Source organism: Dokdonella sp. (assembly GCF_036518555.1).
In the GTDB taxonomy this organism is placed as follows: domain Bacteria; phylum Pseudomonadota; class Gammaproteobacteria; order Xanthomonadales; family Rhodanobacteraceae; genus Dokdonella_A.
The window spans coordinates 28,781-53,223 of sequence record NZ_DATDMY010000003.1; the positions used below are offsets into that span (position 1 = coordinate 28,781).

Annotated in this window: 24 protein-coding genes and 1 pseudogene; 9 read left to right on the plus strand and 16 right to left on the minus strand. The window is 70.0% G+C overall.

All coding sequences use genetic code 11. The annotated features are described in order from the left end of the window. The 12 genes from VI238_RS00165 to mgtA all read right to left on the minus strand — a co-directional run bounded on the left by VI238_RS00165 (position 1) and on the right by mgtA (position 11,984). Positions 1-582, minus strand: coding sequence for a lipocalin family protein (locus tag VI238_RS00165; protein ID WP_331647253.1), 582 nt, complete (start codon positions 580-582; stop codon positions 1-3). Beyond that, a complete protein-coding gene (locus VI238_RS00170) occupies positions 579-1,664 on the minus strand; it encodes a cyclopropane-fatty-acyl-phospholipid synthase family protein (RefSeq protein WP_331647255.1) in 1,086 nt (361 codons plus the stop codon). Before VI238_RS00170 ends, VI238_RS00165 begins: the two co-directional genes overlap by 4 nt. Further along, on the minus strand, positions 1,661-2,440 hold the full coding sequence (locus VI238_RS00175; protein ID WP_331647257.1) for a DUF1295 domain-containing protein: 780 nt from the start codon (positions 2,438-2,440) through the stop codon (positions 1,661-1,663). The genes VI238_RS00170 and VI238_RS00175 overlap by 4 nt, the downstream gene beginning before the upstream one ends. Continuing rightward, entirely contained in the window at positions 2,437-2,952 is a 516-nt protein-coding gene (locus VI238_RS00180) for a DUF2878 domain-containing protein (protein WP_331647259.1), read from the minus strand. Before VI238_RS00180 ends, VI238_RS00175 begins: the two co-directional genes overlap by 4 nt. Continuing rightward, positions 2,953-4,227: a cyclopropane-fatty-acyl-phospholipid synthase family protein gene (locus VI238_RS00185; protein ID WP_331647261.1), complete on the minus strand. Its 1,275-nt coding sequence runs from the start codon at positions 4,225-4,227 to the stop codon at positions 2,953-2,955. Continuing rightward, positions 4,224-4,997 (minus strand): DUF1365 domain-containing protein, encoded by a 774-nt coding sequence (locus VI238_RS00190; protein WP_331647263.1) that lies wholly within the window; start codon positions 4,995-4,997, stop codon positions 4,224-4,226. The genes VI238_RS00185 and VI238_RS00190 overlap by 4 nt, the downstream gene beginning before the upstream one ends. Further along, positions 4,994-6,301: an NAD(P)/FAD-dependent oxidoreductase gene (locus VI238_RS00195; protein WP_331647265.1), complete on the minus strand. Its 1,308-nt coding sequence runs from the start codon at positions 6,299-6,301 to the stop codon at positions 4,994-4,996. The genes VI238_RS00190 and VI238_RS00195 overlap by 4 nt, the downstream gene beginning before the upstream one ends. Before the next feature lies 1 nt (position 6,302). After that, complete coding sequence (locus VI238_RS00200) at positions 6,303-7,250, minus strand: acyl-CoA desaturase (RefSeq protein WP_331647267.1); 948 nt, start codon at positions 7,248-7,250, stop codon at positions 6,303-6,305. 74 nt (positions 7,251-7,324) lie between these two features. Then, positions 7,325-8,092: a hypothetical protein gene (locus VI238_RS00205; RefSeq protein ID WP_331647269.1), complete on the minus strand. Its 768-nt coding sequence runs from the start codon at positions 8,090-8,092 to the stop codon at positions 7,325-7,327. Positions 8,093-8,256: 164 nt separating this feature from the next. After that, positions 8,257-8,694 (minus strand): universal stress protein, encoded by a 438-nt coding sequence (locus VI238_RS00210; protein ID WP_331647271.1) that lies wholly within the window; start codon positions 8,692-8,694, stop codon positions 8,257-8,259. A gap of 70 nt (positions 8,695-8,764) precedes the next feature. Beyond that, positions 8,765-9,211, minus strand: coding sequence for an Hsp20/alpha crystallin family protein (locus tag VI238_RS00215; protein ID WP_331647273.1), 447 nt, complete (start codon positions 9,209-9,211; stop codon positions 8,765-8,767). Positions 9,212-9,344: 133 nt separating this feature from the next. Then, entirely contained in the window at positions 9,345-11,984 is a 2,640-nt protein-coding gene (gene mgtA, locus VI238_RS00220; RefSeq protein WP_331647275.1) for a magnesium-translocating P-type ATPase, read from the minus strand. Between the two features lie 170 nt (positions 11,985-12,154). Between mgtA and VI238_RS00225 the strand changes: the two genes are divergently transcribed. The 3 genes and pseudogenes from VI238_RS00225 to groEL form a co-directional block, all read left to right on the plus strand. After that, on the plus strand, positions 12,155-12,451 hold the full coding sequence (locus VI238_RS00225; RefSeq protein ID WP_331647277.1) for a hypothetical protein: 297 nt from the start codon (positions 12,155-12,157) through the stop codon (positions 12,449-12,451). Positions 12,452-12,477: 26 nt separating this feature from the next. Continuing rightward, positions 12,478-12,684 (plus strand): dodecin family protein, encoded by a 207-nt coding sequence (locus tag VI238_RS00230; RefSeq protein ID WP_331647279.1) that lies wholly within the window; start codon positions 12,478-12,480, stop codon positions 12,682-12,684. After that, a pseudogene (groEL, locus tag VI238_RS00235) lies at positions 12,645-13,547 on the plus strand (chaperonin GroEL); the annotation flags it as partial. The gene VI238_RS00230 and the pseudogene groEL, both read left to right, overlap by 40 nt. On the opposite strand, the gene VI238_RS18725 reads toward groEL, so the two are convergent. Both VI238_RS18725 and ftsH read right to left on the minus strand, forming a co-directional pair. Continuing rightward, positions 13,498-13,686, minus strand: a complete 189-nt coding sequence (locus VI238_RS18725; protein WP_414650007.1) for a CBS domain-containing protein — start codon at positions 13,684-13,686, stop codon at positions 13,498-13,500. The pseudogene groEL and the gene VI238_RS18725 overlap by 50 nt on opposite strands. 16 nt (positions 13,687-13,702) lie before the next feature. Continuing rightward, positions 13,703-15,544, minus strand: a complete 1,842-nt coding sequence (gene ftsH / locus VI238_RS00240) for an ATP-dependent zinc metalloprotease FtsH (protein WP_331647281.1) — start codon at positions 15,542-15,544, stop codon at positions 13,703-13,705. Positions 15,545-15,755: 211 nt separating this feature from the next. Between ftsH and VI238_RS00245 the strand changes: the two genes are divergently transcribed. After that, complete coding sequence (locus VI238_RS00245) at positions 15,756-16,205, plus strand: hypothetical protein (RefSeq protein WP_331647283.1); 450 nt, start codon at positions 15,756-15,758, stop codon at positions 16,203-16,205. A 63-nt stretch (positions 16,206-16,268) separates the two neighbouring features. On the opposite strand, the gene VI238_RS00250 is transcribed toward VI238_RS00245, so the two are convergent. Then, positions 16,269-16,610, minus strand: coding sequence for a metalloregulator ArsR/SmtB family transcription factor (locus VI238_RS00250; protein ID WP_331647285.1), 342 nt, complete (start codon positions 16,608-16,610; stop codon positions 16,269-16,271). A 144-nt stretch (positions 16,611-16,754) separates the two neighbouring features. On the opposite strand from VI238_RS00250, the gene VI238_RS00255 reads away from it, so the two are divergent. The 5 genes from VI238_RS00255 (at position 16,755) to VI238_RS00275 (ending at position 23,820) form a co-directional block, all read left to right on the plus strand. Beyond that, a complete protein-coding gene (locus tag VI238_RS00255) occupies positions 16,755-18,041 on the plus strand; it encodes an FAD/NAD(P)-binding oxidoreductase (protein ID WP_331647287.1) in 1,287 nt (428 codons plus the stop codon). A 66-nt stretch (positions 18,042-18,107) separates the two neighbouring features. Continuing rightward, a complete protein-coding gene (locus VI238_RS00260) occupies positions 18,108-18,314 on the plus strand; it encodes a DUF2892 domain-containing protein (protein WP_331647289.1) in 207 nt (68 codons plus the stop codon). After that, positions 18,301-19,392, plus strand: a complete 1,092-nt coding sequence (locus VI238_RS00265; RefSeq protein WP_331647291.1) for an efflux RND transporter periplasmic adaptor subunit — start codon at positions 18,301-18,303, stop codon at positions 19,390-19,392. The genes VI238_RS00260 and VI238_RS00265 overlap by 14 nt, the downstream gene beginning before the upstream one ends. Then, entirely contained in the window at positions 19,385-22,648 is a 3,264-nt protein-coding gene (locus VI238_RS00270) for an efflux RND transporter permease subunit (protein ID WP_331647293.1), read from the plus strand. The genes VI238_RS00265 and VI238_RS00270 overlap by 8 nt, the downstream gene beginning before the upstream one ends. 26 nt (positions 22,649-22,674) lie before the next feature. Then, positions 22,675-23,820, plus strand: coding sequence for an NAD(P)/FAD-dependent oxidoreductase (locus tag VI238_RS00275; protein ID WP_331647295.1), 1,146 nt, complete (start codon positions 22,675-22,677; stop codon positions 23,818-23,820). Positions 23,821-23,841: 21 nt separating this feature from the next. On the opposite strand, the gene VI238_RS00280 is transcribed toward VI238_RS00275, so the two are convergent. Then, positions 23,842-24,309: a host attachment protein gene (locus VI238_RS00280; protein ID WP_331647297.1), complete on the minus strand. Its 468-nt coding sequence runs from the start codon at positions 24,307-24,309 to the stop codon at positions 23,842-23,844. Positions 24,310-24,443 lie beyond the last annotated feature (134 nt).

The following is a 24,443-nucleotide window of genomic DNA, read 5'->3' on the forward strand; positions in this document are numbered from 1 at the left end:
TCAGTCGCCCGCCGCCGGGGCCGACGACGTCGAGACGGCCTCGGGCCACTGCTGCGGTACCCGGCGCAGTGCATCGGTCGCGTATCCGAGCGACTGCAGCTGCGAAACGAGCCGACGATAATCGGACTCCGGAATGGTCGGCGTTCGGGCCATGATCCATGCGTAGTCGCGCGCGCTGCGCGCGATGATCGTTTCGCGGTAGTCCGCATCGAGGTAGGCGACCACGTATTCCGCGCGGATCGGCCAGATGAACTGCATACCCCATACGGCGTTACCCGTGCCGGGCCGCACGTAGCCGCGCGCATGCATCGTTTCCAGCGGCGCGTCCGCGCGGCCGCTGCGATAGCGGAACGTCGTCCCGACCGTGCCGTCGTCCGCGAGGCGATAGCTCTCCACCGCATTCCACGCATTGCGCTCCGGTCGGCTCGGGATGTGCGCGATCACGTACCAGTCGCCCATGAAGCGCGACAGGTCCACGTGGCCCACTGAAGGCATCGGCGTGCCGCGACTGCAACTGGCGGCCGTGAGCGTGAACACGCTGGCGCCGGCGATGGCCGCGACGAGCAACGGGCGCATGCTCATGCGGGCCTCCGCATGCGGTAGTGGGCGACCATCCATTCTCTGCCGCCCGCATGGCCGAACAGCTCCGCGCACGCCATCCAGAACATGCGCCAGCGCTGGGTCCAGAGCCTGGCCGCCGGACCGTAGGTCGCCTGCATCAGTGGCTCGATCTCGTCCCGGTGGTGGTCCTGGTTGGCGAGCCAGTGTTCGGCCGTGCGCTGGTAATGCCGCCCGTCGACGAGCCAGCGGCGCTCGAGCCGGAGCGCATCCTGGAACCACAGCAAGGTGTCCGCCGCCGGCATGAGGCCGCCCGTGAAGAAGTGACGGCCCATCCAGTTGTCCTCGCCCTCCGTCTCGAACGGATACATCGCCGTGCGGTGACAGAAGATGTGCACGAACAGCGCACCGCCGGGGCGCAGCCACGAAGCGATGCGCGCGAGCAGGACTTCGTAGTTGCGCATGTGTTCGAACATTTCGATCGATACGCAACGATCGTAGGCCGACGGAGCGAGCTCGAGGCGGTTGACGTCGCAGGTGATCACGTTCACGTGGCCGAAGCCGCGTTCGCGGCACCGCTCCTCGATCCAGGCGCGCTGGGTGCGCGAGTTGGACACCGCGGTGATGCGCGCATGCGGATAGCGCTCGGCCATCCAGAGCGTGAGCGAGCCCCAGCCGCAACCGAGTTCGAGGATGTCCTGGCCGTCCGCGAGTTCGGCGCGTTCGCCGTACAGCTCGAGCATCGCCGATTCCGCCTGGGCGAGCGTCTCGTCCCCGCGCGCGTACCAGCAGGCCGAGTACTTGAGGCGCGGGCCGAGGCAGCGCTGGAAGAACTCGGCAGGCAACTCGTAGTGTTGCCGATTGGCCGCGTCGGTATGGATCGCGAGCGGGCTGGCGCGCAGTTGCGCGATGCCCTGCTGGAACGCGTAGGCCGTCGCTTCGACACCCCGATCGCGTTCTTCCTTCAAGCGCGTCGCACACAACCGTCGGATGCCTGCGCGGATGACCGCGTCGGGCAGCAGCCCGCGCTCGGCCAGGCCGAGCAGGCCCGGTGCCGGTCGATCGGCGGGCAGTTCGAAGCCGCCGGATAGCGCTGGTGCATTCATCGTTCTCTCCTCGGAAACCACGGGAACAGCATCGGCGTGCTGCGTTGATAGGCTCGGTAGTCCTCGCCGCGCGTGCGCAGCGCCTGCGCTTCGGTAAACGGAATGCCGCTCAGCCAGCGCAGGAACACGTACATGAGCAGCGGACCCGACCACGCCATCCACGCGAGCGGGGAACCGACGGCGAGGAAGACGTACGCGAACCACTGCAGCCACTCGAAGAAGTAGTTCGGATGGCGCGAGTAGCGCCACAGGCCCACGCGGCATGTCCTGCCGCGGTTCGCAGGGTCGGCGCGAAAGCGCGCGAGCTGCGCGTCGGCGATCCACTCGCCGAGCGTCGCGACGAGCCACGTGCCGACGCCGGCGGCGATCCAGCCGGGGACCGTGCGCGCGTTGGCTGCGACCGCCGCGAACGGCAGCGCGAACAACGCGACGAGGAACGCCTGGAACTGGAAGAACGCGAACCACCGTCGCTGGTCGTCGCCCCAGCGGCCCCTGAGGTACGCGTAACGACCGTCTTCGCCCTCGTGCCGCACGCGCGACCACAGGTGCAGCGCGAGGCGCGCTCCCCATGCCGCGCCGAGCACGGCGAGCGCGATGCGCGGCGCGATCGCCCCGGGGCCGAGGGCCGCGATCACGACGCTTGCGGCACCAAGGCCTGCAGCCCAGGTCACGTCGACGATGCCTGCGTTGCGATGGCTGCGCTGCCACCACCACGCCGCGGTCTGCGCGATCGCCGCCAACGACCACACGATCGCGAGCGAAGCGAGCGCGCTCATGCCGCGCGCTCCCGTACGGCGCGGCGATCGCGCGCGCACGTCGCGAGCAGGGGCATCGCGAGCGTCCACGCGAACGCGACCGCGATGAGCCCCGGGCGCTCGAATGCGACGGCGCCGAGACGCGCGGCCCCGAGGTAGGCGAGCGGACCGCCCGCGGCGCCGGCGACCGCCGCGAGCCACGGCCGCCGCTGGAGGAACGCGAGCGAATGCGCGAGCGTGAGTCCGAAGGCGACCCAGATCGAGAGGATCCACACCGGCGCCGCGAGCGCCGGGCCGGGCGAGGCGTATCGCACGATGCCGCCGAGCGCCATCGTCCCGTCGACGACGACGCCGACCGCGAGGCACGTCGCGATCAGCTTGGCGTCGAGACGCAGGTGCGGCGATCGCCGCAGCTCGATCGCCGCGAACACCGCGGCTGCCGCAGGGCCGGCCCAGGCGAGGCCGCATGAGGCGCCGAGCACGGCGGCGAACCATACGCACTGGTAACCGATGATGTTGGCGAGGTTGCCCATTCACGCCTCGACGCGATCGAGGCCCGCGAAGTAGCCGACGTCGCGGCACCCCGGCTTGGCGAGCAGCAGTTGGGAGACGCCGATCGAACGTTCGCGGAAGCCGCCTTCGCAGTAGGCGAGGTAGAACTCCCACAGGCGAATGAAGCGCTCGTCATAGCCGAGCGCTCGCACGTCGCCGAGGCGCGCGAGGAAGCGGCGTCGCCAGGCCTCGAGCGTGGCCGCGTACGAGGCACCGAAATCCTCGAGGTGGGTCAGCGCGAGGTCGCACGCGCGCGCCTTGGCGGCGACGAGCGCCGCGATCGAGGGAATGAACGAGCCCGGAAACACGTGCCGCTTGATGAAATCGACCGAGTGCAGCGCCTGTTCGTAGCGATGGTCTTCGATCGTGATCGCCTGGACGACGCCGAGCCCGTGCGCGGCGAGCAGGTTGCCGAGGGTGCGGAAATAGGTGTCGAGCCAGCGGGCGCCGATCGCCTCGACCATCTCGATCGAGACGAGCTTGTCGTAGCGCCCGCGCAGGTCGCGATAATCCTCGAACAGGACGGTCACGCGGTCGCCGAGGCCCGCGCGCGCGACGCGCTCGCGCGCGAGATCGTACTGCTCGCGCGATATCGTCGTCGTCGTCACATGGCAACCGTGGCGCGCGGCCGCGTGCAGCGCGAAGCCGCCCCAGCCGGAGCCGATCTCCACGACGCGGTCGCCCGGGGCAAGGCGCAGCTTGTCGCAGATGCGGTCGAGCTTGCGTCTCGAGGCGAGTTCCAGGGCTTCGTCGGCGCGCGCGAACAAGGCCGACGAGTACATGAGGTCGTCGGACAGGAACAGGCTGAAGAACGGATTACCGAGGTCGTAATGCGCCGCGATGTTGCGCCGCGCGCCGCGACGCGTGTTGTCGCGCAGCCGGTGCATCGCGCGCATGGCCCATCCGCCGATACGCGCGGCGCCGCCGTCGACGCCGTCGAGCAGCGCGCGATTGCGCAGCAGCAGCCGCACGAGCCCGACGAGATCACTGCAGCGCCAATGGCCGTCCATGTACGCTTCGGCCGCGCCGACCGTGCCGTTCGCGGCAACGGCGCGATAGAACGCGGGGTCGTCGACGTGCACCTCGACGACGCCGAAACCGCCGTCGGCGCTGCCGAGGTCGACGTCGCCGCAGGCATCGCGGATCGCGAGCACGCCGTGGCGGAGCGCTGCCAGGCGCGCGAGCAGCCGCTCGCGCAGGAAGCGATCGAATGCGCCCCAGTCGGCGCGCGTGACGGGGTGGGTCGCTTCGCTCATGATGCTCCTCGAGACTGCGTCGGATGGTCGTAGACCGGATTGCGCTTGAGCCAGAGGCGCAACGCGTGCCAGTGGATCGCGCCGAGCACCTGGACCGTCATCGCCGGGTAGCGCACGAGCACGCGCGCGAGCGAGCGCCCGTCGAGCGACCTGCGTCGAAGCGCCAGATCGGCGTCGAACTCGCGCTGGCCGTCGCGCACGACGTCCATGCGCACGCGCAGGTCCGCGTCCGGCGGCGTGAACGTCCAGTGATAGCGGCGGTCGAGCGGCAGGAACGGCGAAACGTGGAAGCGCTTGTCGAACTCCCAGCGCAGCGCGCGGCCGCGGCGCTCGGCGTCGGCGACGGGGAGCACGTAGGCGTGCCGCTCGCGCCACGGCGTGTTGGTGATCTCCGCGAGCACGACCTCGAGCGCACCGGCGTCGTCGTGGCAGTAGTAGAGGCTCACGGGGTTGAAGACGTGGCCGAAGTAGCGCAGGTGGGTGAGCACGCGGATTGCACCCTGCGGCGGCGCGAAGCCGTGCGCCGCGATGCGCCGGCGCACCGCTTCCGCGAGCGGGATGTCCGTCGGCGCGAGGTAGTCGCTGCGTCGGAACTGCGCCAGATTGGCGTGCCGCGTGGACCAGAACCAGCGATCGTCGAATACGCGGTCGAGCTCGTCGAGGTCGAGGAAGAGCTGGGCCATTCGATGGCGGAACGCGTACGGCGAGGGCGCGTGCCGGCGATGGCGCACGACGCCTTCGTAGACGCAGCTCGCGAGCGCCGCGCTCACGTCGGCACGCTGCCCGCGTGCGCGAACGCCGCCGGCGCATTCGCGGCCGCGCGCGAACCGACTCCCCAGCGCACGCCGAGTGCGTCGGCGACCTCGACCGCGCTGCGCATGCCGTCTTCGTGGAAGCCCCAGCCCCAGTACGCGCCCGCGAACCAGGTGCGCCGCTGGCCCTGGATCTCCGCCTTGCGCCTCTGCGCCGCGACCGCGGCATGCGTGAACACCGGATGGTGGTAGCGCATGCGCCTGAGCACCCGCGCCGGATCGATCTCGGCGGCACGGTTGAGGCTCACGACCAGCGGCATCGGCGCATCGATCCGCTGCAGCAGGTTCATGCAGTAGCTCACCGTGCACGGCGCGCGTTCCTCGGGCCGCACCTGCGCGTTCCAAGCCGCCCAGGCCTTGCGGTTGCGCGGCAGCAGGCGCGCGTCGGTGTGCAGCACGACGTCGTTGGGCTGGTAGCGGATCGAATCGAGGATGTCGCGCTCGCGTTCGCTGGCGTCGTCGAGCAGGCCGAGCGCCTGGTCGCTGTGGCACGCGAGGACGAGCGCGTCGTGATGCTGCCGCTCCCCGTGCAGGCGCAGTTCGACGCCGGCGTCGTGGCGGCGGACGCCTTGCACGGGCGCACCGGTGCGCACGCTCACGCGCCAGCGCGCGGACATCGCGTCGATGTAGCTGCGCGATCCGCCGCACACGACCCGCCATTCGGGCCTGTTGGACAGTTCGAACATCGCGTGATTGGCCATGAACTCGGCCAGGTGGCGGGCCGGGAACGCGAGTGCGTGAGCCGCCGGGGCCGACCAGAGCGCCGACGTCATCGGCAGGATGTGGTCGTCGCGGAACGCGCTGCCGAAGCGGTGCCGGCGCAGGAATTCCTCGAGCGTCGGACCCTCGGCCTCGTCGGCGAGCAGCTGCGGCGCGAGGCGATAGAAGCGGACGAGGTCGCGCAGCATGCCGAGGAAGCGCGGCGAAACGAGGTTGCGCCGCTGGCAGAACAACGTGTCGAAGCTCGCCGGGTTGTACTCGAGTCCGCTGCGCTCGTTGCGAACCGAGAAGCTCATCGTCGTCGGCTGGGTGGCCACGCCGAGCTCGGCGAACAACTGCGTGAGCAGCGGGTAGTTGGCGCGGTTGTGCACGATGAAGCCGGTATCGACGCGGTAGTGGCGCCCGCCGACGCCGACGTCGTGCGTGTGCGTATGGCCGCCGAGGCGCGTGTCCGCTTCGTACAGAACGACGTCGTGCTCGCGCGAGAGCAGCCATGCCGACGCGAGGCCCGAGATGCCCGATCCGACGACGGCGATGCGCACGTCAGCGCTCCGCCCGCGCGAGCACCCATGCGGGCACGGGCTTGAGGTCGTGCACGAGGCCGAGTGCGGCGAGGAGGCGCAGGCCGTACCACGTCAGGTCGATCTCCCACCAGCGGAAACCCTGGCGCGCCGAGCCGGGGAAGAAATGATGGTTGTTGTGCCAGCCCTCGCCGAAGGTGAGCAGCGCGAGCCACGCGTTGTTGCGCGAATCGTCGCGGGTCGCGTACCGGCGCGTGCCGAAGCGGTGCGCGAGCGAGTTGATCGTCACGGTCGCATGGAACAGCACGGTGGTCGAGACGAAGAAGCCCCAGACGAGCATCTGCGCACCGCTGGTGCCCGAAGCCGGCGCGAATGCGTGCAGCAGGGCACCGGCGACGTACAGGCACAGCGCGAGCAGCGCCGGCGCCACGACGTCGTAGCGGTCGAGCCAGCGCAGTTCGGGAAAGCGGCCGAAGTCGCCGATGCGCGCGAAGTCGGTGCGGAACGCCTTCGGCGTGAGGAACCAGCCCATGTGGCTCCAGAGGAAGCCACGCAGGCCGGGGGAGTGCGGATCGAGCGCCGTATCGGCGTGCCGATGATGGTCGCGGTGGTGCGCGGCCCACCACAGCGGACCGCGCTGCGCGCTCGACGCGCCGAGCAGCGCGAATCCGAACTGGACCGCGCGCGACGCCCGGAACGTCCGATGCGCGAAGTAGCGGTGATAGAACGCGGTGATCGCGAACATGCGCACCACGTACAGCGCGAGCGCAGTCCACAGCGCGACCGGGGAGACGCCGACGAAGAGGACGCCGATGCATGCGGCGTGCATGGCAAGGAAGGGAACGGCGCGGACCCAGTCGACCCGGCCCTCGTCCGCGCCCGGCTCGAGCGGCCGGCTGCCGGAATCCACCCACGCGCGCACGGAGCGAATCTTAGGAGTATTCGGGATGCGCGCTTCGGTGTCGCTCATGGATCGACGATCTTGCATTGGATGCCTTCAGTACGCGCGATGGCGTCCGCTGGATGCAACGCGACCGAACCGTGTCACAGCCGGCAGGTGCCGTCGAGCGGCGCGCGTTCGGCGGCTTCGACCTCGTCGCGGCTCGCCGGCTGCAACAGGGGATCGGCGGGGAACCGTATGACGACGCCGAGGTTGCGCCCGTGGCGGTCGCGGACAGGGCCGATGCCGCGGAACTCGCGCAGCGTCCGCTGGGCGTCGTAGACGAGCGACAGCGCGGGCAGCGCGAAGGCGTACCACGCATCGAGCTGGACGCTCATGCGGCGCAGGTCCATGCGCCGATCGGACGGGCTCGTGACGTCCGAGATGCGCACGCCGATTGTCCCCAGGCGGCTCGGCAGCAGCAGTCGGGCCGACAGCGGCGCGCCGGCCGCAAGGGCGTCCCAGTGCGCGCGGACATAGGCGTCGAAACCCGCGTCGATCACGGTATCCGGCGCGACGGACAGCGGCCGTTCGGCGCGGTCGGTGCCCTCCCGGTCCTGCCAGTAGACGTCGCGCCGCCCGGCCATCGACCGAACACCCTCGCGGTGTCCGTCGCGTGCGTCCGTGAACTCGAAATCGGGCGCGTGCGCGACACCGATTTCGGTGACCCGCTTGCGCGCGAACGGCGTTCCGTCAGGGCATCGATAAAGGACCAGCCGTTCAGGCTCCTCGTCCGCGTAGATCCAGTGCGTCTCGCGGTAGAGCAGGCGGGTGCCGTCGGGCGTGTACGCGTACCCTTCATAGCGTTCGACGGCGAACGCGGGGTTCGCAACGGCCAAGGCGACCAGCAGTACGCATCGACGGACGTTCAATGGCAGGGGCTCCGGGCATCCACGACGATGCTTACGCGGGTCGGCGCCGGACGGATGCGGTCGGTTGTGCGGGCATCGCGCGCGTCGCGCCGCGAGCGAAGGAATGGCGCCGAACCGTCGGCCGACAAGCCGTGCAGGTAGAGGGTCGCCTGCGCGATGCCGGATCAGCGATACACGAGCACCGGCACGGTACCGTGCGCGAGAACCTTCTGCGTCTCGCTGCCCAGCAGCAGTCCGCGCAACCCGCGGCGACCGTGCGACGCCATCAACACGAGATCGCAATGCTTGCGCTTGGCCGTGCGCAGGATGGCGAGGTAGGGATGGTCGCTCGACACGTAGACTTCGTCGCAGTCGACGCCGGCGAGTCGCGCGTCGGCGGCCACGTCGCCGAGCAGCTTGCGCGCTCGCACGATGCACGCGGCGCGATAGCTTCTCGCCGTGTCCGCAAGCATCGGCGCCTCGAACGCGAACGTGCGGAATGTCGGCGCGGCATGGAAGGCGACGAGGCGGGCACCGGTTTCGGCCGCCAGTCCGATCGCCGCCCGCGCCGCTTTCGTCGACAGCGGCGAACCGTCTACGGGCACAAGGATGCGCTTGAACACGGGGATGTCTCCATATCGCGGCCTGCGGCGGGGCGCCTGTCGCCGGATGGGCGCCCCGTCGTGCGTGGCGTCAGCTGATCGCGATCTTGCGGCTCTGGCCGTTCGCCTTCTTCGGCAGCGTGATCGACAGCACGCCCTTGTCGTAGCGCGCTTCGGCCTTCGATCCGTCCACCTCGCCTGGCAGCGAGAACATGCGGCGCGCCTTGCCGTAGTAGCGCTCCGCGTACAGTTCCGTCTCGCCGTCCTTGCGTTCCACGTCGCGCTTGATCTCGGCGCCGATCGTCACCTGGTTGCCGTCGATCGACAGCTCGATGTCGTTCTTGTCGACGCCGGGCATCTCCGCTTTCACGCGATAGCTGCCCGTATCCTCGCTGACGTCGATGCGGATGTCGGGCTGCAGCTCGAAGTCGCGCCACGCGGACCGAAGCGGAAAGGCACGGAACAGGTCGTCGAACTCGCTCGGCGCGTCGAAGCGCGCCAGCGGCTTGAAGGGATTCCAGCGTGTCAGTGAACTCATGATGGGTCTCCTCGCATCCGGGATGATCAACCCCCACGGGGGCAATTCACGATACGCGCGAAGGCCCATGATGCATTGATGCAGATCAATCCTCGCGCGAACGCGTCTGCGCCCGCGTCGGAGCGCGCGCCCCTCAGGCCGGCATCGGATCCGGGAAATGCGCGAGGAGCCGCTTGGCCCCCTCGACCAGTCCGAGGTAGGTCGCGGTGGCGCCGGCGAGGAACGCGTAGTACGCCGCCGGCAGGGGCACGAAGCCGAGGTCGTCGGCGAGCGGGGAGAGCGGCAACAGCAGCGCGACGGCGACGACCGCGAACGCGGCGGCGGCGAGCGGCAGGCTCGGGAGGCTGCGCAGCGGATTGCGCTGGGTGCGGATCACGAACAGCACGAAGGTCTGCGTCGCCAGCGATTCGACGAACCAGCCGGTATGGAACAGGGCCTCGCCCGCGTGGAGCCAGTGCAGGAGCGCGAAGAAGGTCAGGAAGTCGTACAGCGTGCTCACCGGGCCGATGACGAACATGAACCGGCGTATCGCGGCGACGTTCCAGCGTCGCGGTCTGCGGATCTGGTCCGCATCGACGTGGTCGCTCGGGATCATCGTCTGCGACAGGTCGTAGAGCAGGTTGTTGAGCAGGATCTGCGTCGGCAGCATCGGCAGGAACGGCAGGAACGCCGCGGCCGCCGCCATGCTGAGCATGTTGCCGAAGTTCGAGCTCGTTTCCATCATGAGGTACTTCATGACGTTGGCGAATGCTTGCCGCCCCTGCAGGACGCCCTCGTGCAGCAGCGCGAGGTCGCGGCTGCCGAGCACGATGTCGGCCGCATCGCGTGCGACGTCGACGGCGTTCATGACCGAGATGCCGACGTCGGCCGCGTGCAGCGAAGGCGCGTCGTTGACGCCGTCGCCGAGGAATCCGACGACGTGCCCGCGGGCCTTCAATGCGAGCACGATGCGCAGCTTCTGCGCCGGCGACACGCGCGTGAACAGGTTGGCATGCTCCGCGAGGGGGCCGAGTGCGACGTCGCTGGTATCGTCGAGGGCGTCGCCGCTGGCTGCGCTGGCGACGTCGATGCCCGCCTGCGTGCAGACGCTGCGGGCGACGCTCGCGTTGTCGCCGGTGAGGATCTTCACCACGACGCCGTCCGCGGCGAGCGAACGCAGCGATTCCGCCACGCCTTCGACGAGCGGGTCGGCGAACGCGACGAATCCGACGAGGACGAGCCCGGTTTCATCGGCGGGCGAATAGCGCTCCTGCACCTCCACCCGTCGACGCGCGACGGCCAGCACGCGCTCGCCGCGCTCGCCGAAGGATTCGTAGGCGCGCGTGCAGCGCGCGCGCGATTCGTCGTCGAGCGCGCGATCGCGCGCATCGTCGTCGATGCGGCTGCATTGGAGCACGACCGCCTCCGGCGCGCCCTTGACGACGATGACGCGTTCGCCGGCCGATTCGACGATGACGCTCGAGCGGCGGCGCTCGAAGTCGAACGGAACTTCGTCGACCTTGCGATGCCCGGCTGGCGCACAGCGCGGATCGCGCAAGAGCGCCGCATCGAGCGCGCTGCGGATCCCGGTTTCGAACAGGCTGTTGACCGCGGCGAGGCGTATCGTCGCGTCCGAAGCCCGCCCGAACGGATCGGTGCTCGCCACCACCGACATCTCGCCGGTCGTGAGCGTGCCGGTCTTGTCGCTGAGCAGCACCGTCATGCTGCCGAAGTCCTCGATCGCAGCGAGGTGCTTGACGATCACGTTGCGCGAGGCCATGCGTACGGCGCCCCGCGCGAGCGTCACGGTCGTGATCACGGGCATGAACTCCGGCGTGAGGCCGACCGCGAGCGCGAGCGCGAACATCAGCGACTGCAGCGGCGGCCGCCCCAGCGCGAGCGTGACGAGCAGCACGAACAGCAGCAGGAACAACACGGTCTGCATGATCATGCGCGCAAAGGCCGCCAGCCCGAGTTCGAACTCGGTCGGTGGCGGCCGTTGCGTGAGCGCGTCGGCGACGTCGCCGAATGCGGTGGCGCGACCGGTGGCGAAGACGAGCGCCTCCGCCGAGCCGGCGACGACCGACGTGCCGAGGAACACGAGTTGCGGCGCGTTCGCGTCGTGCGTGCAGCCGGATGCTCCATCGACGGCGCGTTTTTCCGCCGGCATCGACTCGCCGGTGAGCGCGGCCTGCTGGACGTGCACGCGGCCCGACACGATGCGGGCGTCAGCCGGCACGCGGTCGCCGGCGCACAGGCGGATCGTGTCGCCGGGTACGAGCGAGGAGCGCGGCACGTCGATCCAGGCGCCGTCGCGCAACGCGGTGGCCGACGGCGTCACCCGTTCGCGCAGTCGCGCGGCGGCGCGCTGCGAGCGGGCGCCGATCGCCGTGTTGAGCAGGATGCCGAGCGCGACCATCAGTGCGATCAAGGATGCCCCGACGAGGTCGCGCAGGTAACCGGAGACGGCCGCGGCAGCGAGCAGGATGAGCACGAGCGGGTTGCTCGCCTGCGCGATCAGCGACGACCACACGCCGTCGCGCGAGGTCGACACCGGCTCGTTCGGGCCGTAGCGTCCGCCGCGCCTCGCGGCTTCCGCGGCGGACAGTCCGCCCGCATCCGCTTCGAGGCGGCGACGCAGTTCGTCCGCCGTCGACTGCGCGGCCCGCCGCGCCGCGATTTGCGGCGCCCGCTGCGCCGTGCGGGCGCGATCCAGCCAGCCCAGTGGACTGCGCGCGTTCCGCGCCGCCGTCGTGCTCGTGCGACCGCCGGGCCGCGTTCCGCGAAACGCCATGGCCGATCCCTTGCATCGCCGGTGCCGCCACGCTAGCGCCGGCATCGGCAAGGCGATTGACCCACGTCAACCGGGCCTCGCTTCACGACGGAAGCGAATTGACATCGATCAATGCGTGTTGCCGGACCCGCGACTAGCCTCGTGCACGCATTCCATCGGGCCCGAGCGCCATGACAGACCCATCCGACGCCGCGGCGGCGGCGATGCAGACGCCCTTCGACCTCTGGTCGGCGTGGTACGTCAACGCGACCGGCATGCAGGCCGAGTGGCTGCGTTTCGCCACTTCGGTCTGGCTCAAGGACGCGCGCGCGGTCGCGCGCCTGGCGACGTGCGCGACGCCGATCGAACTCGCGTCCGCGCAGGCCGCGCTCGCGCAGGAGGCGCTCGCCGACTGGTTCGAACTCCAGCGCAAGGTGTTCGGCGAGTTCGACCCGGACATCGCGGGGAGCGCGCTCGCGGTCGCCTGATCGCCGCCCACCAGCAGGAGGATGCCATGAGCAACGTGGCGAAGGTCATCGAGATCAACGCGGGTTCGAAGAAGAGCTTCGACGACGCGGTGCGCACCGGTCTGTCGAAGGTCGCCGAAACGATCGGCAATGTCCGTGGCGCCTGGATCAGCGACACCAAGGTGGTCACGACGCCCGACGGCGACATCGAGGAATGGCGCGTCTGCATGCGCGTGACGTTCGTGGTCGAGTAGCGGCCGTGCCGTCGCGCGTACTGTTCCACCTCGCCGCACGCGAGAAGATCCTGCGCGGGACCAGCCAGCTCGCCGACGCGGTTCGGGTCACCCTCGGGCCGAAGTCGAAGTCGGTGCTGATCCAGCAGAAATGGGGCGCGCCGATCGTCTGCAACGACGGCGTCACGATCGCGCGCGAACTCGACCTTGCCGATGCCGAGGAGCGCCTCGGCGCGCAGATGCTCAGGCAGGCGGCGGAGAAGACCGGCGAATCGGTCGGCGACGGTACCAGCACGTCCACCTTGCTCGCCCATGCGATCTTCGCGGACGGCCTGCGCAACGTGGTCGCCGGCGCGGCCGCAGTCGACATCAAGCGTGGCCTCGACCGGGCGACCGCCGCAGCGGTGGTCGCACTGAAGGCGATGGCGCGACCGGTGGGGACGCGCAAGGCGAGGGCGCAGGTCGCGTCGATGTCCGCGCACAACGACGCGGCCATCGGCGAACTCGTCGCCGCCGCGATGGAGCGGATCGGCGACTCCGGCGTCATCACGGTCGAGGAATCGAAGACGACCGATACCGTGCTGGACGTCGTGGAGGGGTTGCAGTTCGACCGCGGCTACACGTCGCCGTACTTCGTGACCCATCCGGACAAGATGGAGGCCGTGCTCGAGGACGCGCTCGTGCTCCTGTGCGACCAGCGCATCGGCGCGCTCCACGACATCGTGCCGATCCTCGAGCAGGCGGCGAAGTCGGGCCATCCGATCCTCATCGTGGCCGAGGACGTCGAAGGCGAGGCGCTCGCGACCCTGATCGTCAACCACCTGCGCGGCGTGCTCAAGAGCATCGCGGTGAAGTCGCCCGCATTCGGCGATCGGCGCAAGGCGATGCTCGAGGACCGTTCGTGCGCTCCATCACCACGAGCATGCCGACGTGGCGGCGACGCATCTCGCGTGCGGCTTCGCGCACCGAGACGTCCTCGAACACGCAGATCGCGTCGCTCGTGCACAGGTCCCGAACTCGCATGTCGCCTCCGGAGGGCTCAGGTTTCGACGGGCAAGGCCGCCGCCGGCTGCGCCCGCGCGGCGAGCATGTCGACGAGCTCGTCGCCCGATAGGGTTTCGCGTTCGAGCAGGGCCGCGGCCGCGCGGTCGAGTACCGCCCGCTCGGCGGCCAGGATCGCTCGCGCGCGCTCGAACGCAGCGTCGAGCAGCTCGCGCACCGCGTCGTCGACGGTCGTCGCCGTCGCTTCGCCGTACAGGCGCGGTCGCCATGCGTCGGCCGGCTGGTCGAGCAGCGGGCTCGCGGTCGGCTCGTAGCTCACGTGGCCGATCTGCGGCACCATGCCGTAGCGCAGGACCATGCTGCGGGCGATGCCGGTTGCCTTCGCGAGGTCGTCGGCGGCGCCGGTCGAGGTGTCGCCGAAGACGAGCGATTCCGCCGCGCGCCCCCCGAACAGGACGGCGAGGCGGTCGCCGAGTTCGCGGCACGACATCAGGAAGCGGTCTTCGGTCGGGCGCTGGATCGTGTAACCGAGCGCCGCGATGCCGCGCGGGATGATCGAGACTTTTTGCACGCGGTCGGAGCCGGGCAGCGCGAGGGCCACGAGCGCATGGCCGATCTCGTGATACGCGATCGTGCGCCGCTCGCTCGCGGACAGGATGCGCGTCTTCTTCTCGAGCCCGGCGACGATGCGTTCGATCGCCTCGGCCAGGTCCCTCTGCTCCACTGCGACCGCATGGCGGCGCGTCGCGAGCAGCGCCGCCTCGTTGACGAGATTGGCGAGGTCGGCGCCGGTGAAGCCGGTCGTGAGCGCGGCGACGTCTTCCAGCGAGACGTCGCCGCCGAGCACGACCTTGCGTGCGTGCACGTGCAGGATCGCGAGGCGGCCCGTCTTGTCCGGTCGGTCGACGAGGATCTGGCGATCGAAGCGGCCGGCCCGCAGCAGCGCCGGATCGAGGATCTCCGGACGGTTCGTCGCCGCGAGGAGCACGACACCGCTGCGCGTGTCGAACCCGTCGAGCTCGGAAAGCAACTGGTTGAGCGTCTGCTCCTTCTCGTCCTGGCCGCCACTGATCGGCATGGCGCCGCGGGCGCGGCCGAGCGCGTCGAGTTCGTCGATGAAGATGATGCACGGGGCCTGCTCCCTCGCGCGCTCGAACAGGTCGCGTACGCGCGAGGCGCCGACGCCGACGAACAGTTCGACGAACTCCGAACCGTTGATCGAGAGGAACGGCACGCCGGCTTCGCCCGCGACCGCGCGCGCGAGCAGCGTCTTGCCCGTACCCGGAGGCCCGACGAGCAACACGCCCTTGGGCACGTGCGCGCCGAGGCGCCCGTGGCCCTCGGGGTCGCGCAGGAACGCGATGACTTCCTGCAGTTCGACCTTCGCCTCGTCGACGCCGGCGACGTCGGCGAACGTCGTCGGGATCGACTTCTCGACGTAGACCTTCGCGTTGCTCTTGCCGATCGTCATGAGTCCGGAACCGCGCCCGCTTCCGAGCCGACTCGCGAGCAGCAGCCAGATGCCGACGAACACCAGCGGTGGCAGCAGCCAGCCGACGATGCCTTCGAGCCAGCCGGAGGACGCCTGTCCGCCGTAGCTGACGCCGGCCGCGGCGAGCTGCGCGGCGACGGCCGGGTCGACGCGGACGGTTTCGAAGCGACGCGGCCGCGCCGAGGCATCCTTCGCCTTGAAGGTGCCGTGGATCGCGTCGTCGCCGACGACGACGTCTTCGATCTCGCCGGCCTTCAGCGCGGTTTCGAAGCGGCTGTAGGGAATCGTCTCGACGTCGACGAGCGATACCGCGTAACGCTCCACCGCGACGAGCACGGCCAATGCGAAGACGCCATACCAGATCGAGAATCGGAGCGGTCGCTTCATGCGCATCCGGGACGCGTACGGTGGCCTCGACGGAGCATCCCGCAATCCCGTTCGCGCCGGATTGATCTGCGTCATCCGCACGATCGATTCGAAGCCGGCATGCATCACGCCACGTGCGACGCACGTGCTGCGCGCGGTCGGGTCAATTGACGTGCATCAAGGCGCGGTCGAGCGTCGCGCGTAGAGTCGACTTGCCGGCCCGGAGACGTGCATGAAGGCGACAGGTTCGATGCAGCTCGCATTCGCGCTCGCGTCCTGCGCGCCGATGACGGCGCATTGCGCCGATCTCGGTTGCCACCTCAGCTTCACGACCACGGCATGGTCCGCGCTGTACTCGAGCGCGCAGGGCGAAGGCATCGTGTTCTGCGACGACGGCTCGGCGATGCGCGTGGACATCGTCGAGGGCGGGCTCGGCCTCGCGGCCGGACGGTGGGCGATCACGGATGGGAGGGGTGCCTTCTCCGGCGTCCAAGGCATCGACGAAGTCGTCGGCGAATACGTCGCGGTGAGTGCGAACGTCGGCCTGATCAAGGCCGCCACCGTGCATGTTTTGGCCAAGGGCGGGATCTCGCTCGCGCTTGCCGGGCAGGGCGCGGGCTTCGACATCGGCCTGTGCATCGGCCGCTTCGAAGTCCGCAAGTCGGCCCAAGGGCGGAGGTAGCACATGCCGCCCGATCTCACCGCGCCCGAGCACGAACGAGCGTGCGCCGCTGTCGCGGTTGCGTCAGGTGCAATCGCGCCCACCGCCGCAGTAGATGTCGTGCAGCACGCGCACGATGCGTTTCGCCGGGCCGGGCGCGAGAGCGTAGTAGATCGTCTGCGCATCGCGCCGCGTGACGACGAGTTCCTCCTCGCGCAGCACCGCGAGATGTTGCGACAGCGCGGGCTGGCTGAGGTCGAGGTTCGCATTGATCTGCGACACGGAACGTTCCCCGCCGGCGAGCAGGCAAAGGATCATCAGGCGGCTCTCGTTGCCGAGCGCCCTGAGCAGCCGGCTGGCGTCACCGGCGTGGGCGCGCATGCGTTCAGGGTCGAGCACGGATCTCGGCGTTCGTGGGCGGCTCATCGAAATCTCCTTGCACCAAAGCGTGGGTACCGATGCGGCAGGCCGGCGGCGTGCGTCCGCCGATGCGCACCCGCGCTACAATATAAGTTGACGTGCATATAAAGAACACCTAATATATTGCCACGAAAGCGGGTGAGGTGGAACATGGCCAGGATCATCGTCGTCGGCGCGGGTTTGGCGGGCATGAGCGCCGCCTACGAACTGCGCGAGGTGCTCGGGTCCTCGCACGAGGTCACGCTCGTCGGGCAAGGAGACACCTTCGCGTTCACGCCGTCCAACCCGTGGCTGGCGATCGGCTGGCGCAGGCCGGAGGACATCACGCTCCCGGTCGCACCGCACGTCGCGCGGCGCGGCATCGCGTTCCGCGGCGACGGCGTCGCACGGATCCTCGCGCAGGAGCACGTCGTCGTGACCGGCGACGGGACGCGCCTTCCGTACGACTACCTCGTCCTGTGCACCGGGCCTCAGCTCGCGTTCGACGAGATACCGGGCCTCGGCCCCGACGGGCGGACGCAGTCGGTCTGCACGGCCGCGCACGCGCAAGGGGCCTGGCAAGCCTATGAGGCCTTCCTCGCCGATCCCGGGCCGGTGGTCGTCGGCGCCGCGCAGGGCGCGAGCTGCTTCGGCCCCGCCTACGAGTTCGCGATGATCCTCGATGCGGACCTGCGCAAGCGCCGCCTGCGCGACCGCGTCCCGATGACGTTCGTGACCTCCGAGCCCTACCTCGGCCATCTCGGCCTCGGCGGCGTCGGCGACTCCAAGTCGCTGATGGAATCGGAGTTCCGCAAGCGCCACATCAAATGGATCGAGAACGCGCGCATCACGGGCGCCCGCGAAGCAGGGCTCGACGTCGAGCAGCTCGACGCGCACGGGCGCGTCGCGGCGACGACCGTGCTGCCGTTCCGCTATGCGATGGTGCTGCCGTCGTTCCGCGGCGTACCCGCGGTCGCGGCCGTGGAATCGCTGTGCAACCCGCGCGGCTTCGTCATCGTCGATGCACACCAGCGCAGCCCGGCCTATCCGCGCATCTTCGCCGCGGGCGTCTGCGTCGCCATACCGCCCGTGGAGGCGACCGCGGTGCCGACCGGCGCGCCGAAGACGGGCTTCATGATCGAATCGATGGTCAGCACGATCGTGCGCAACATCGATGCCGAGCTCAAGGGCGAGGCGCCCGAATACGAGGGCACGTGGAACGCCGTCTGCCTCGCCGACATGGGCGACACCGGCGTCGCGTTCGTCGCGCTGCCGCAGATCCCGCCGCGCAACGTGACCTGGACGGCGAGCGGCAAGTGGGTGCACCTGGCCAAGGTCGGCTTCGAGAAGTACTTCCTGCACAAGATGCGCAGCGGCGTCTCCGAGCCGATCTACGAGAAGTACATCCTCTCCGCGCTCGGCATCGAGCGCCTGAAGGAGCGCCGCGCTCACGAGTAGGCGTCGAACGTCCCGCGCCGGCGGCGCGGGGCGCGGATTTTCCCCTCTTTCGAAGGAGTCTTCACCATGAACCTCGACCGTGCGGTGATGGCATTCGCGGGCGTGATGGTCCTCGTCAGCGTGCTGCTTGCGTATTACGTCTCCCCCTGGTGGCTGCTGCTGACGGTGTTCGTCGGGCTCAACCTCATCCAGGCGAGCATCACGGGCTTCTGCCCGGCCGCGATCGTGTTCCGGAAATTCGGCGTGCGCGGAGGCGGTTGTGCGTTCAAGTAGTCGATGGCTGCCGCTCGCGGCCGCGGCGGCACTCGCCGCGTGCAGCGGCGAGCGGGCGACCAGTCAGCTGCCGCCGTTGCCCGATCTGCCGATCCTCGAAGTGACGCCTGCGGGCGCTTCGCGGGGGCAGGGCTGGGATGGCGTCGTCGAAGCGATGCGGCGCGCCGACCTCAGCGCGCAGACCGCCGGCACCGTCGACGCGGTCGAGGTCGACGTGAACGATCGCGTCGACGCCGCAGCGGTGCTGGTGCGCATCAGCGCAGTCGAGCAGGATGCCGTCGCGAACACGGCGCGCGCGCAGCTGCGCGCGGCCGAAGCGTCGGCCGTCGTGGCCGAGCAGAACTTTCGCCGCTTCTCGACGCTGTCCGATGCCCGGTACGGGTCGCGCGCGCAACTCGACCAGGCCCGCGCCGAGCGCGACGCCGCGGTCGCCGCGCGCGACGCGGCACGCGCACGCCTGGCGCAGGCGGCGCAGCAGGCCGGGTACACCGTCGTGCGCGCGCCGTTCGCGGGCGTGGTCGCGCGCCGCGACGTCGAGCCCGGTGAAACGGTGGCGCCCGGTCAGCCGCTGCTCTCGGTCTACGCACCGCACGATCTCCGCATCGAGGTGTCGGTGCCGCAGACGCGCGCGGAGGCGATCCGGCGCGATCCGCGCGCGCGCGTTCGATTGCCCGACGGGCGCGAACTGGCGCCGACGCAGGTCGTCGTGTTCCCGGCCGCCGACGACCTCAGCCATAGCGTGGTCGTGCGACTCGCGTTGCCCGCGACGGCGGCGCCGCCTGCACCCGGCACGACCGCCAAGGTCGTGTTCGATGCCGCGGCCCCGGAAGGTGAAGCGGAGGCGCAGCCGGTGAGCATTCCGCGTGCGTCCGTCGCCCAGCGCGGAGAGCTCAGCGCTGTCTACGTCAGGCAGGGCGATCGGATCCTGCTTCGCCAGGTGCGCCTCGGAGCGCACCACGGCGACGACGTCGACGTGATCAGCGGGTTGCGCGCGGGCGACGCGATCGTGCGCGATCCCGTCGCTGCCGTGCAGGCCCTCGCTGCCCAGCGACGCGCGGTGGGTGCGGCGCATGAGTGAGGTCGTGCATACGCGCTTCGGCCTCGCGGGCCGGCTCGCCGCGGCATTCCAGTCCAATCCGCTCACGCCGATCCTCGCGATCACGGGGCTCCTGCTCGGCCTGCTCGCGGTCGCGATCACGCCGCGGGAGGAAGAGCCGCAGATCGACGTGACGATGGCGAACGTGATCGTGCCGTTCGAGGGCGCGGCGTCGCGCGACGTCGAACAACTGGTGTCGACGCCGCTGGAGCAGAAGCTGTCGGAGATCGAGGGCGTCAAGCACGTCTACTCGATCAGCCGCCCGGGCGCGGCGGTGGTGACGGTCGAGTTCGAAGTCGGCGTGGATCGCCAGGCGGCGCTCGTGCGCCTGTACAACCAGGTGTTCTCGAACCAGGACGGGTTGCCGCGCGATGCCGGCGTCGGCACGCCGCTGGTCAAGCCGAAAGGCATCGACGACGTGCCGATCATGGCGCTCACGCTGTGGAGCGACGATGCGTCGACGGACGCGGGCCGGCTCGCGGACGTCGCGCATACGCTCGAAGCGGAACTCAAGCGCGTCCCGGGCACGCGCGACGTGTACACGATCGGCGCGCCGGACCGCACCGTGCTCGTGACCCTCGACGTCGCGAAGCTCGCCGCGTATCGCCTCGCGCCGGGCGACCTGGTGGCGGCTCTGCAAGCCGCGAATGTCGTGCACCAGCCCGGCGAACGCGTCGACGCGGCGGGCGCGGTGCCGGTGACGGCCGGCCGTTTCCTCGCCTCGTACGACGACGTCGCATCGCTCGTGATCGGTAGCGCGGGCGGCAAGCCGCTGCTGCTTTCGGACGTCGCGACCGTGGAAGCGAAGGGCGACCTGCCCACGCGTTACGCGTGGTACGGCGCGCCGCCCGGGCGAGCCGGTCCGGCGGCGGGCATCGCGCCGGCCGTGACCATCGCCGTGGCGAAGAAGCCCGGCAGCAACGCGTCCGACATCACGACCGCGATCGCCGCGCGCATCGGTGAACTCCGCGGCGAGATGATCCCGGACGGCGTCCATGTCGCGGTGACGCGCGACTACGGGCGCACCGCCGCGGACAAGGCGCGGAAGCTGATCCAGAAGCTGCTCTTCGCGACCGCGTCGGTGGTCGCGCTGATCCTGTTCTCCCTCGGCTGGCGCGAAGCGATCGTCGTCGGCAGCGCCGTGGTGCTGACGCTCGCAGTCACGTTGTTCGCCTCGCATGCGATGGGCTTCACGCTCAACCGCGTGTCGCTGTTCGCGCTGATCTTTTCGATCGGCATCCTCGTCGACGACGCCGTCGTCGTCGTCGAGAACATCCATCGGCATCTCGCCATGCCGGGTGACGACGGGCGACCTCGCCGGCTCCTCGACGTGATTCCGCGGGCCGTCGACGAGGTCGGCGGACCGACCATCCTGGCGACGTTCACCGTGATCGCGGCGTTGATGCCGATGGCGTTCGTCTCCGGGCTGATGGGGCCGTACATGCGGCCGATCCCGGTCAATGCATCCGCGGGCATGCTGCTGTCGCTCGCGATCGCATTGACGGTCACGCCGTGGCTGTCGCTGAAGCTGCTGCGGCGCCACGGCGATGCCGACACGGAGTGGCCCGACGATGCGCCGCGGCGGGGGAGGCTGCATCGGGTGTTCTCGCGCGTGATGCTGCCGTTCCTCGCCGGAGAGCATGCCGGTCGCAAGCGCGTCGCGCTGCTCGGCTCGATGGTCGCTCTCGTGGTGCTGGCGGCATCGCTCGTCGCGGTCGAGTGGGTCGTGCTGAAGATGCTTCCGTTCGACAACAAGTCGGAAGTGCAGGTCGTCGTCGACATGCCCGAGGGGAGCTCGCTCGAACGAACCGATGCGCTGCTGAAGGAACTCGCCGCCGAGGTCGACACGATCCCGGAAGTGCTCGACTACCAGGGCTACGCGGGCACCGCGGCGCCGATCAACTTCAACGGACTCGTGCGGCAGTATTACCTGCGCAGCGGCAGCAACGTCGGGGACCTGCAGGTCGACCTCGTCGACAAGCACCTTCGGTCGCGCCAGAGCCACGCGATCGCGCGCGCAATGCGTCCCGCGCTCGCCGCGATCGGCGAGCGCTACGGCGCGTCGGTGAAGGTGGTCGAGGTGCCGCCGGGCCCGCCGGTGCTCGCGCCGCTGGTCGCCGAAGTGTACGGGCCGGACTACGCCGGCCAGCGGCGCATCGCGCGCGCGCTCGCGTCGGAACGGTTCGCACGCACCGAAGGCCTCGTCGACATCGACACGAGCGTCGAGAGCGACGCGCCGCGCGAGGTCTACGTGCTCGACCGCGAACGGGCCGCGCGCCTCGGCGTGACGCAAGCGGCCGCGTCGGACGCGCTCGCGCTCGCGGTCGCGGGCAAGGATGCGACGTTCATCCAGGACGGCCGGTCGAAGTACCCGCGCCCTGTCCGCCTGCGTCTGCCGGCCAGCGAACAATCCGCTTCATCGTCGCTGCTCGCGACGCGCGTCCGCGGCGAGGACGGTCGGCTCGTGCCTCTGTCGGAACTCGTGACCGTGCATCGCGACGCGTGGGATGGCGCGATCCACCACAAGGACGGCCTTGCGGTCGCGTACGTCACCGGCGACGAGGCCGGCAGACTCGACAGCCCGCTGTACGGGATGTTCGCCGTGGTCGGCGATCTGCGCCGTGCGCCGGTCGACGGCCAGCTGCTCGAGCAGACCTTCATCACCCAGCCCGACGACGCGAGCCGGTACGCGATCAAATGGGACGGCGAATGGCAGATCACGTACGAAACGTTCCGCGACATGGGCATCGCCTATGCCGCGGGCATGGTGCTCATCTACCTGCTCGTGGTCGCGCAGTTCCGCAGCTACGTCGTGCCGCTCGTGATCATGGCACCGATCCCGCTCACGGTCGTGGGCGTCCTGCCGGGGCACGCGTTGCTCGGTGCGCAGTTCACCGCGACGAGCATGATCGGCATGATCGCGCTCGCGGGCATCATCGTGCGCAACTCGATCCTGCTGGTGGATTTCATCGACCACGAAGTCGGCCGCGGAGTGGCGCTGCAGGACGCGGTGATCGACGCCTGCGCGGTGCGCGCCAAGCCGATCGTGCTCACCGGCGTCGCGGCGATGCTGGGCGCGTTCTTCATCCTCGACGACCCGATATTCAACGGCCTCGCGATCTCGCTCGTGTTCGGCATTCTCGTCAGCACGATCCTGACGCTGGTCGTGATTCCGGTGCTGTACTACGCGATCAGGCGCCGCAGAGCGCACGGTGGCGCGCTGCAGGCGGGCGCATAGGCGCACGCGCTTCGAGGAGCAGCGACATGACCAACCCCAGGACGAACGCGAGGATCACCGTGGTCGGCGCCGGCTTCGCCGGCCTCACCGCGCTGCGCACCGTGCGGGCGTCGGCGCCCGAGGCCGAGCTCACGCTGGTCGCGCCCGCGGCGGAGCTGCATTACCTGCCCGGGACGATCTGGCTCCCGTCGGGCAAGCGCACGCGCGAACAACTCGTCGTCCCGCTCGGCAATTTCCTGCGGCGCCAGCGCGTGCGATTCCACGGCGCGCGGGCGATCGGCCTTTCGCCGGACGCACGCACGCTGCACACGAGTGCGGGCGACGTCGCGAACGACGGCCTCGTCATCGCGACCGGTGCGCGTTTCGGCCGCGGCGTAGCCGGTCTCGAGCATGTGATCGTACCGTGCGAGGGGATCGCGGCCGCCGAGGCGATCCGTGAGCGGCTCGCGGCGATCGCGCAGGGAACGATCTGCTTCGGCTTCGGATCCAATCCCGCCGAACCGGTCGCGATGCGCGGGGGGCCGATCTTCGAGTTCGCGCTCGGCATCGACGCGCTCCTGCGCAGGCAACGCCGTCGCGATCGCTTCCGCCTCGTGTTCTTCAGCGCGTCGGAGCGGCCGGGGCAGCGCCTCGGGCAACATGCCGTGGACCGTCTCTTGCGCGAGATGCGCGCGCGCGGCATCGAGGCCATCCTCGGCGAGAAGCCGTTGCGCTTCGAGGCGGACGCGGTGCAGCTCGAACGCACGCGCATCGCCAGCGACATGACCCTCTTCATGCCGGGCCTGACCGGGGCGGCGTGGCTCGACGGGGCGTCGCTGCCGCGCTCCCCCGGCGGCTTCGTCGAGGGCGACGCCGGCTGCCGCGTCGCTGGCGTGTCGCGCACCTACGTCGCCGGCGACGGCGGCAGCTATCCGGGACCGGAGTGGTTGCCGAAACAGGCGCACCAGGCCGACCTGCAGGCGACTGTCGCCGCGCGCAACCTCGTGCGCGAGCTCCGCGGCGATGCGCCCGACGAAACGTTCCGCAGCGAACTCGTCTGCATCATCGACGCGCTCGATCGCGGACTGCTCGTCACGCGCGGCGAGCGCGGCGGATTCTCGCTGCCGCCGCTGCGTGCGATGCACTGGGCCAAGGCCGCGTTCGAGCGCGCCTACCTGCGGCGGTACCGCTGATCGCGACGCTTCGTCGGCCCGCTAGGCGAGGACCGAGCGCGGTACGCTCGGCTCGAGCAGGTGCACGACGCGTTCGTGGATGCCGGTCGCCGTCAGTGCGGTGAGGTCGCGATGGATCTCCGCCACGATGCTGTCGCTCAGCGGCTTGCCGCATTGACCGTGCAGGAGCCCGACGAACCTGGCCGGCGCGCACACGACGAGCCGTTCGAAACGCTGCTGGGTGCGGCCGTGCTCGAGCGCGGCGGCCAGCGTCTTCGCGAAGCGCGTGGCCTGCTTGGTCCGTAGCGTCGTGTGCGGCTCGATCGAATGGCGGGCGAAGCCCATGCTTTCGTTCACGGTCGGCGCATGGTCGGTGGTGAAGGCCTGCCCGCTCTCGCGCGCGTCGGGATTGGCGAAGCTCTCGATCTGCCGCAACGGCTCGTCGCGGCGAGTGCTCTCGAACACGCGCGCGCGTGCGCTGTCGGCTACGAGGATCCAGGTGACCGCCATGGCATGCTCCTTCGGGGATCGGTGAAGCCATGGTCCCGCGCGCCCCGGGCGGCGGCATTGACGTGGATCAAATGCGTTGGGGGCGAACGGAGCATTGACCTGCATCAACTCGCCGGCCCGCGTGCGCGCCTATG

What these genes read in the sequence shown, in the direction of transcription:
- VI238_RS00230 (WP_331647279.1), top strand. Translation starts at nt 12,478, where the DNA reads ATGAGCAACGTGGCGAAGGTCATCGAGATCAACGCGGGTTCGAAGAAG.
- VI238_RS00245 (WP_331647283.1), top strand. Translation starts at nt 15,756, where the DNA reads ATGAAGGCGACAGGTTCGATGCAGCTCGCATTCGCGCTCGCGTCCTGC.
- VI238_RS18725 (WP_414650007.1), bottom strand. Translation starts at nt 13,686, where the DNA reads ATGCGAGTTCGGGACCTGTGCACGAGCGACGCGATCTGCGTGTTCGAG.
- ftsH (WP_331647281.1), bottom strand. Translation starts at nt 15,544, where the DNA reads ATGAAGCGACCGCTCCGATTCTCGATCTGGTATGGCGTCTTCGCATTG.
- VI238_RS00200 (WP_331647267.1), bottom strand. Translation starts at nt 7,250, where the DNA reads ATGAGCGACACCGAAGCGCGCATCCCGAATACTCCTAAGATTCGCTCC.
- VI238_RS00215 (WP_331647273.1), bottom strand. Translation starts at nt 9,211, where the DNA reads ATGAGTTCACTGACACGCTGGAATCCCTTCAAGCCGCTGGCGCGCTTC.
- VI238_RS00270 (WP_331647293.1), top strand. Translation starts at nt 19,385, where the DNA reads ATGAGTGAGGTCGTGCATACGCGCTTCGGCCTCGCGGGCCGGCTCGCC.
- VI238_RS00260 (WP_331647289.1), top strand. Translation starts at nt 18,108, where the DNA reads ATGAACCTCGACCGTGCGGTGATGGCATTCGCGGGCGTGATGGTCCTC.
- VI238_RS00165 (WP_331647253.1), bottom strand. Translation starts at nt 582, where the DNA reads ATGAGCATGCGCCCGTTGCTCGTCGCGGCCATCGCCGGCGCCAGCGTG.
- mgtA (WP_331647275.1), bottom strand. Translation starts at nt 11,984, where the DNA reads ATGGCGTTTCGCGGAACGCGGCCCGGCGGTCGCACGAGCACGACGGCG.
- VI238_RS00175 (WP_331647257.1), bottom strand. Translation starts at nt 2,440, where the DNA reads ATGAGCGCGCTCGCTTCGCTCGCGATCGTGTGGTCGTTGGCGGCGATC.
- VI238_RS00280 (WP_331647297.1), bottom strand. Translation starts at nt 24,309, where the DNA reads ATGGCGGTCACCTGGATCCTCGTAGCCGACAGCGCACGCGCGCGCGTG.
- VI238_RS00225 (WP_331647277.1), top strand. Translation starts at nt 12,155, where the DNA reads ATGACAGACCCATCCGACGCCGCGGCGGCGGCGATGCAGACGCCCTTC.
- VI238_RS00250 (WP_331647285.1), bottom strand. Translation starts at nt 16,610, where the DNA reads ATGAGCCGCCCACGAACGCCGAGATCCGTGCTCGACCCTGAACGCATG.
- VI238_RS00170 (WP_331647255.1), bottom strand. Translation starts at nt 1,664, where the DNA reads ATGAATGCACCAGCGCTATCCGGCGGCTTCGAACTGCCCGCCGATCGA.
- VI238_RS00180 (WP_331647259.1), bottom strand. Translation starts at nt 2,952, where the DNA reads ATGGGCAACCTCGCCAACATCATCGGTTACCAGTGCGTATGGTTCGCC.
- VI238_RS00255 (WP_331647287.1), top strand. Translation starts at nt 16,755, where the DNA reads ATGGCCAGGATCATCGTCGTCGGCGCGGGTTTGGCGGGCATGAGCGCC.
- VI238_RS00275 (WP_331647295.1), top strand. Translation starts at nt 22,675, where the DNA reads ATGACCAACCCCAGGACGAACGCGAGGATCACCGTGGTCGGCGCCGGC.
- VI238_RS00185 (WP_331647261.1), bottom strand. Translation starts at nt 4,227, where the DNA reads ATGAGCGAAGCGACCCACCCCGTCACGCGCGCCGACTGGGGCGCATTC.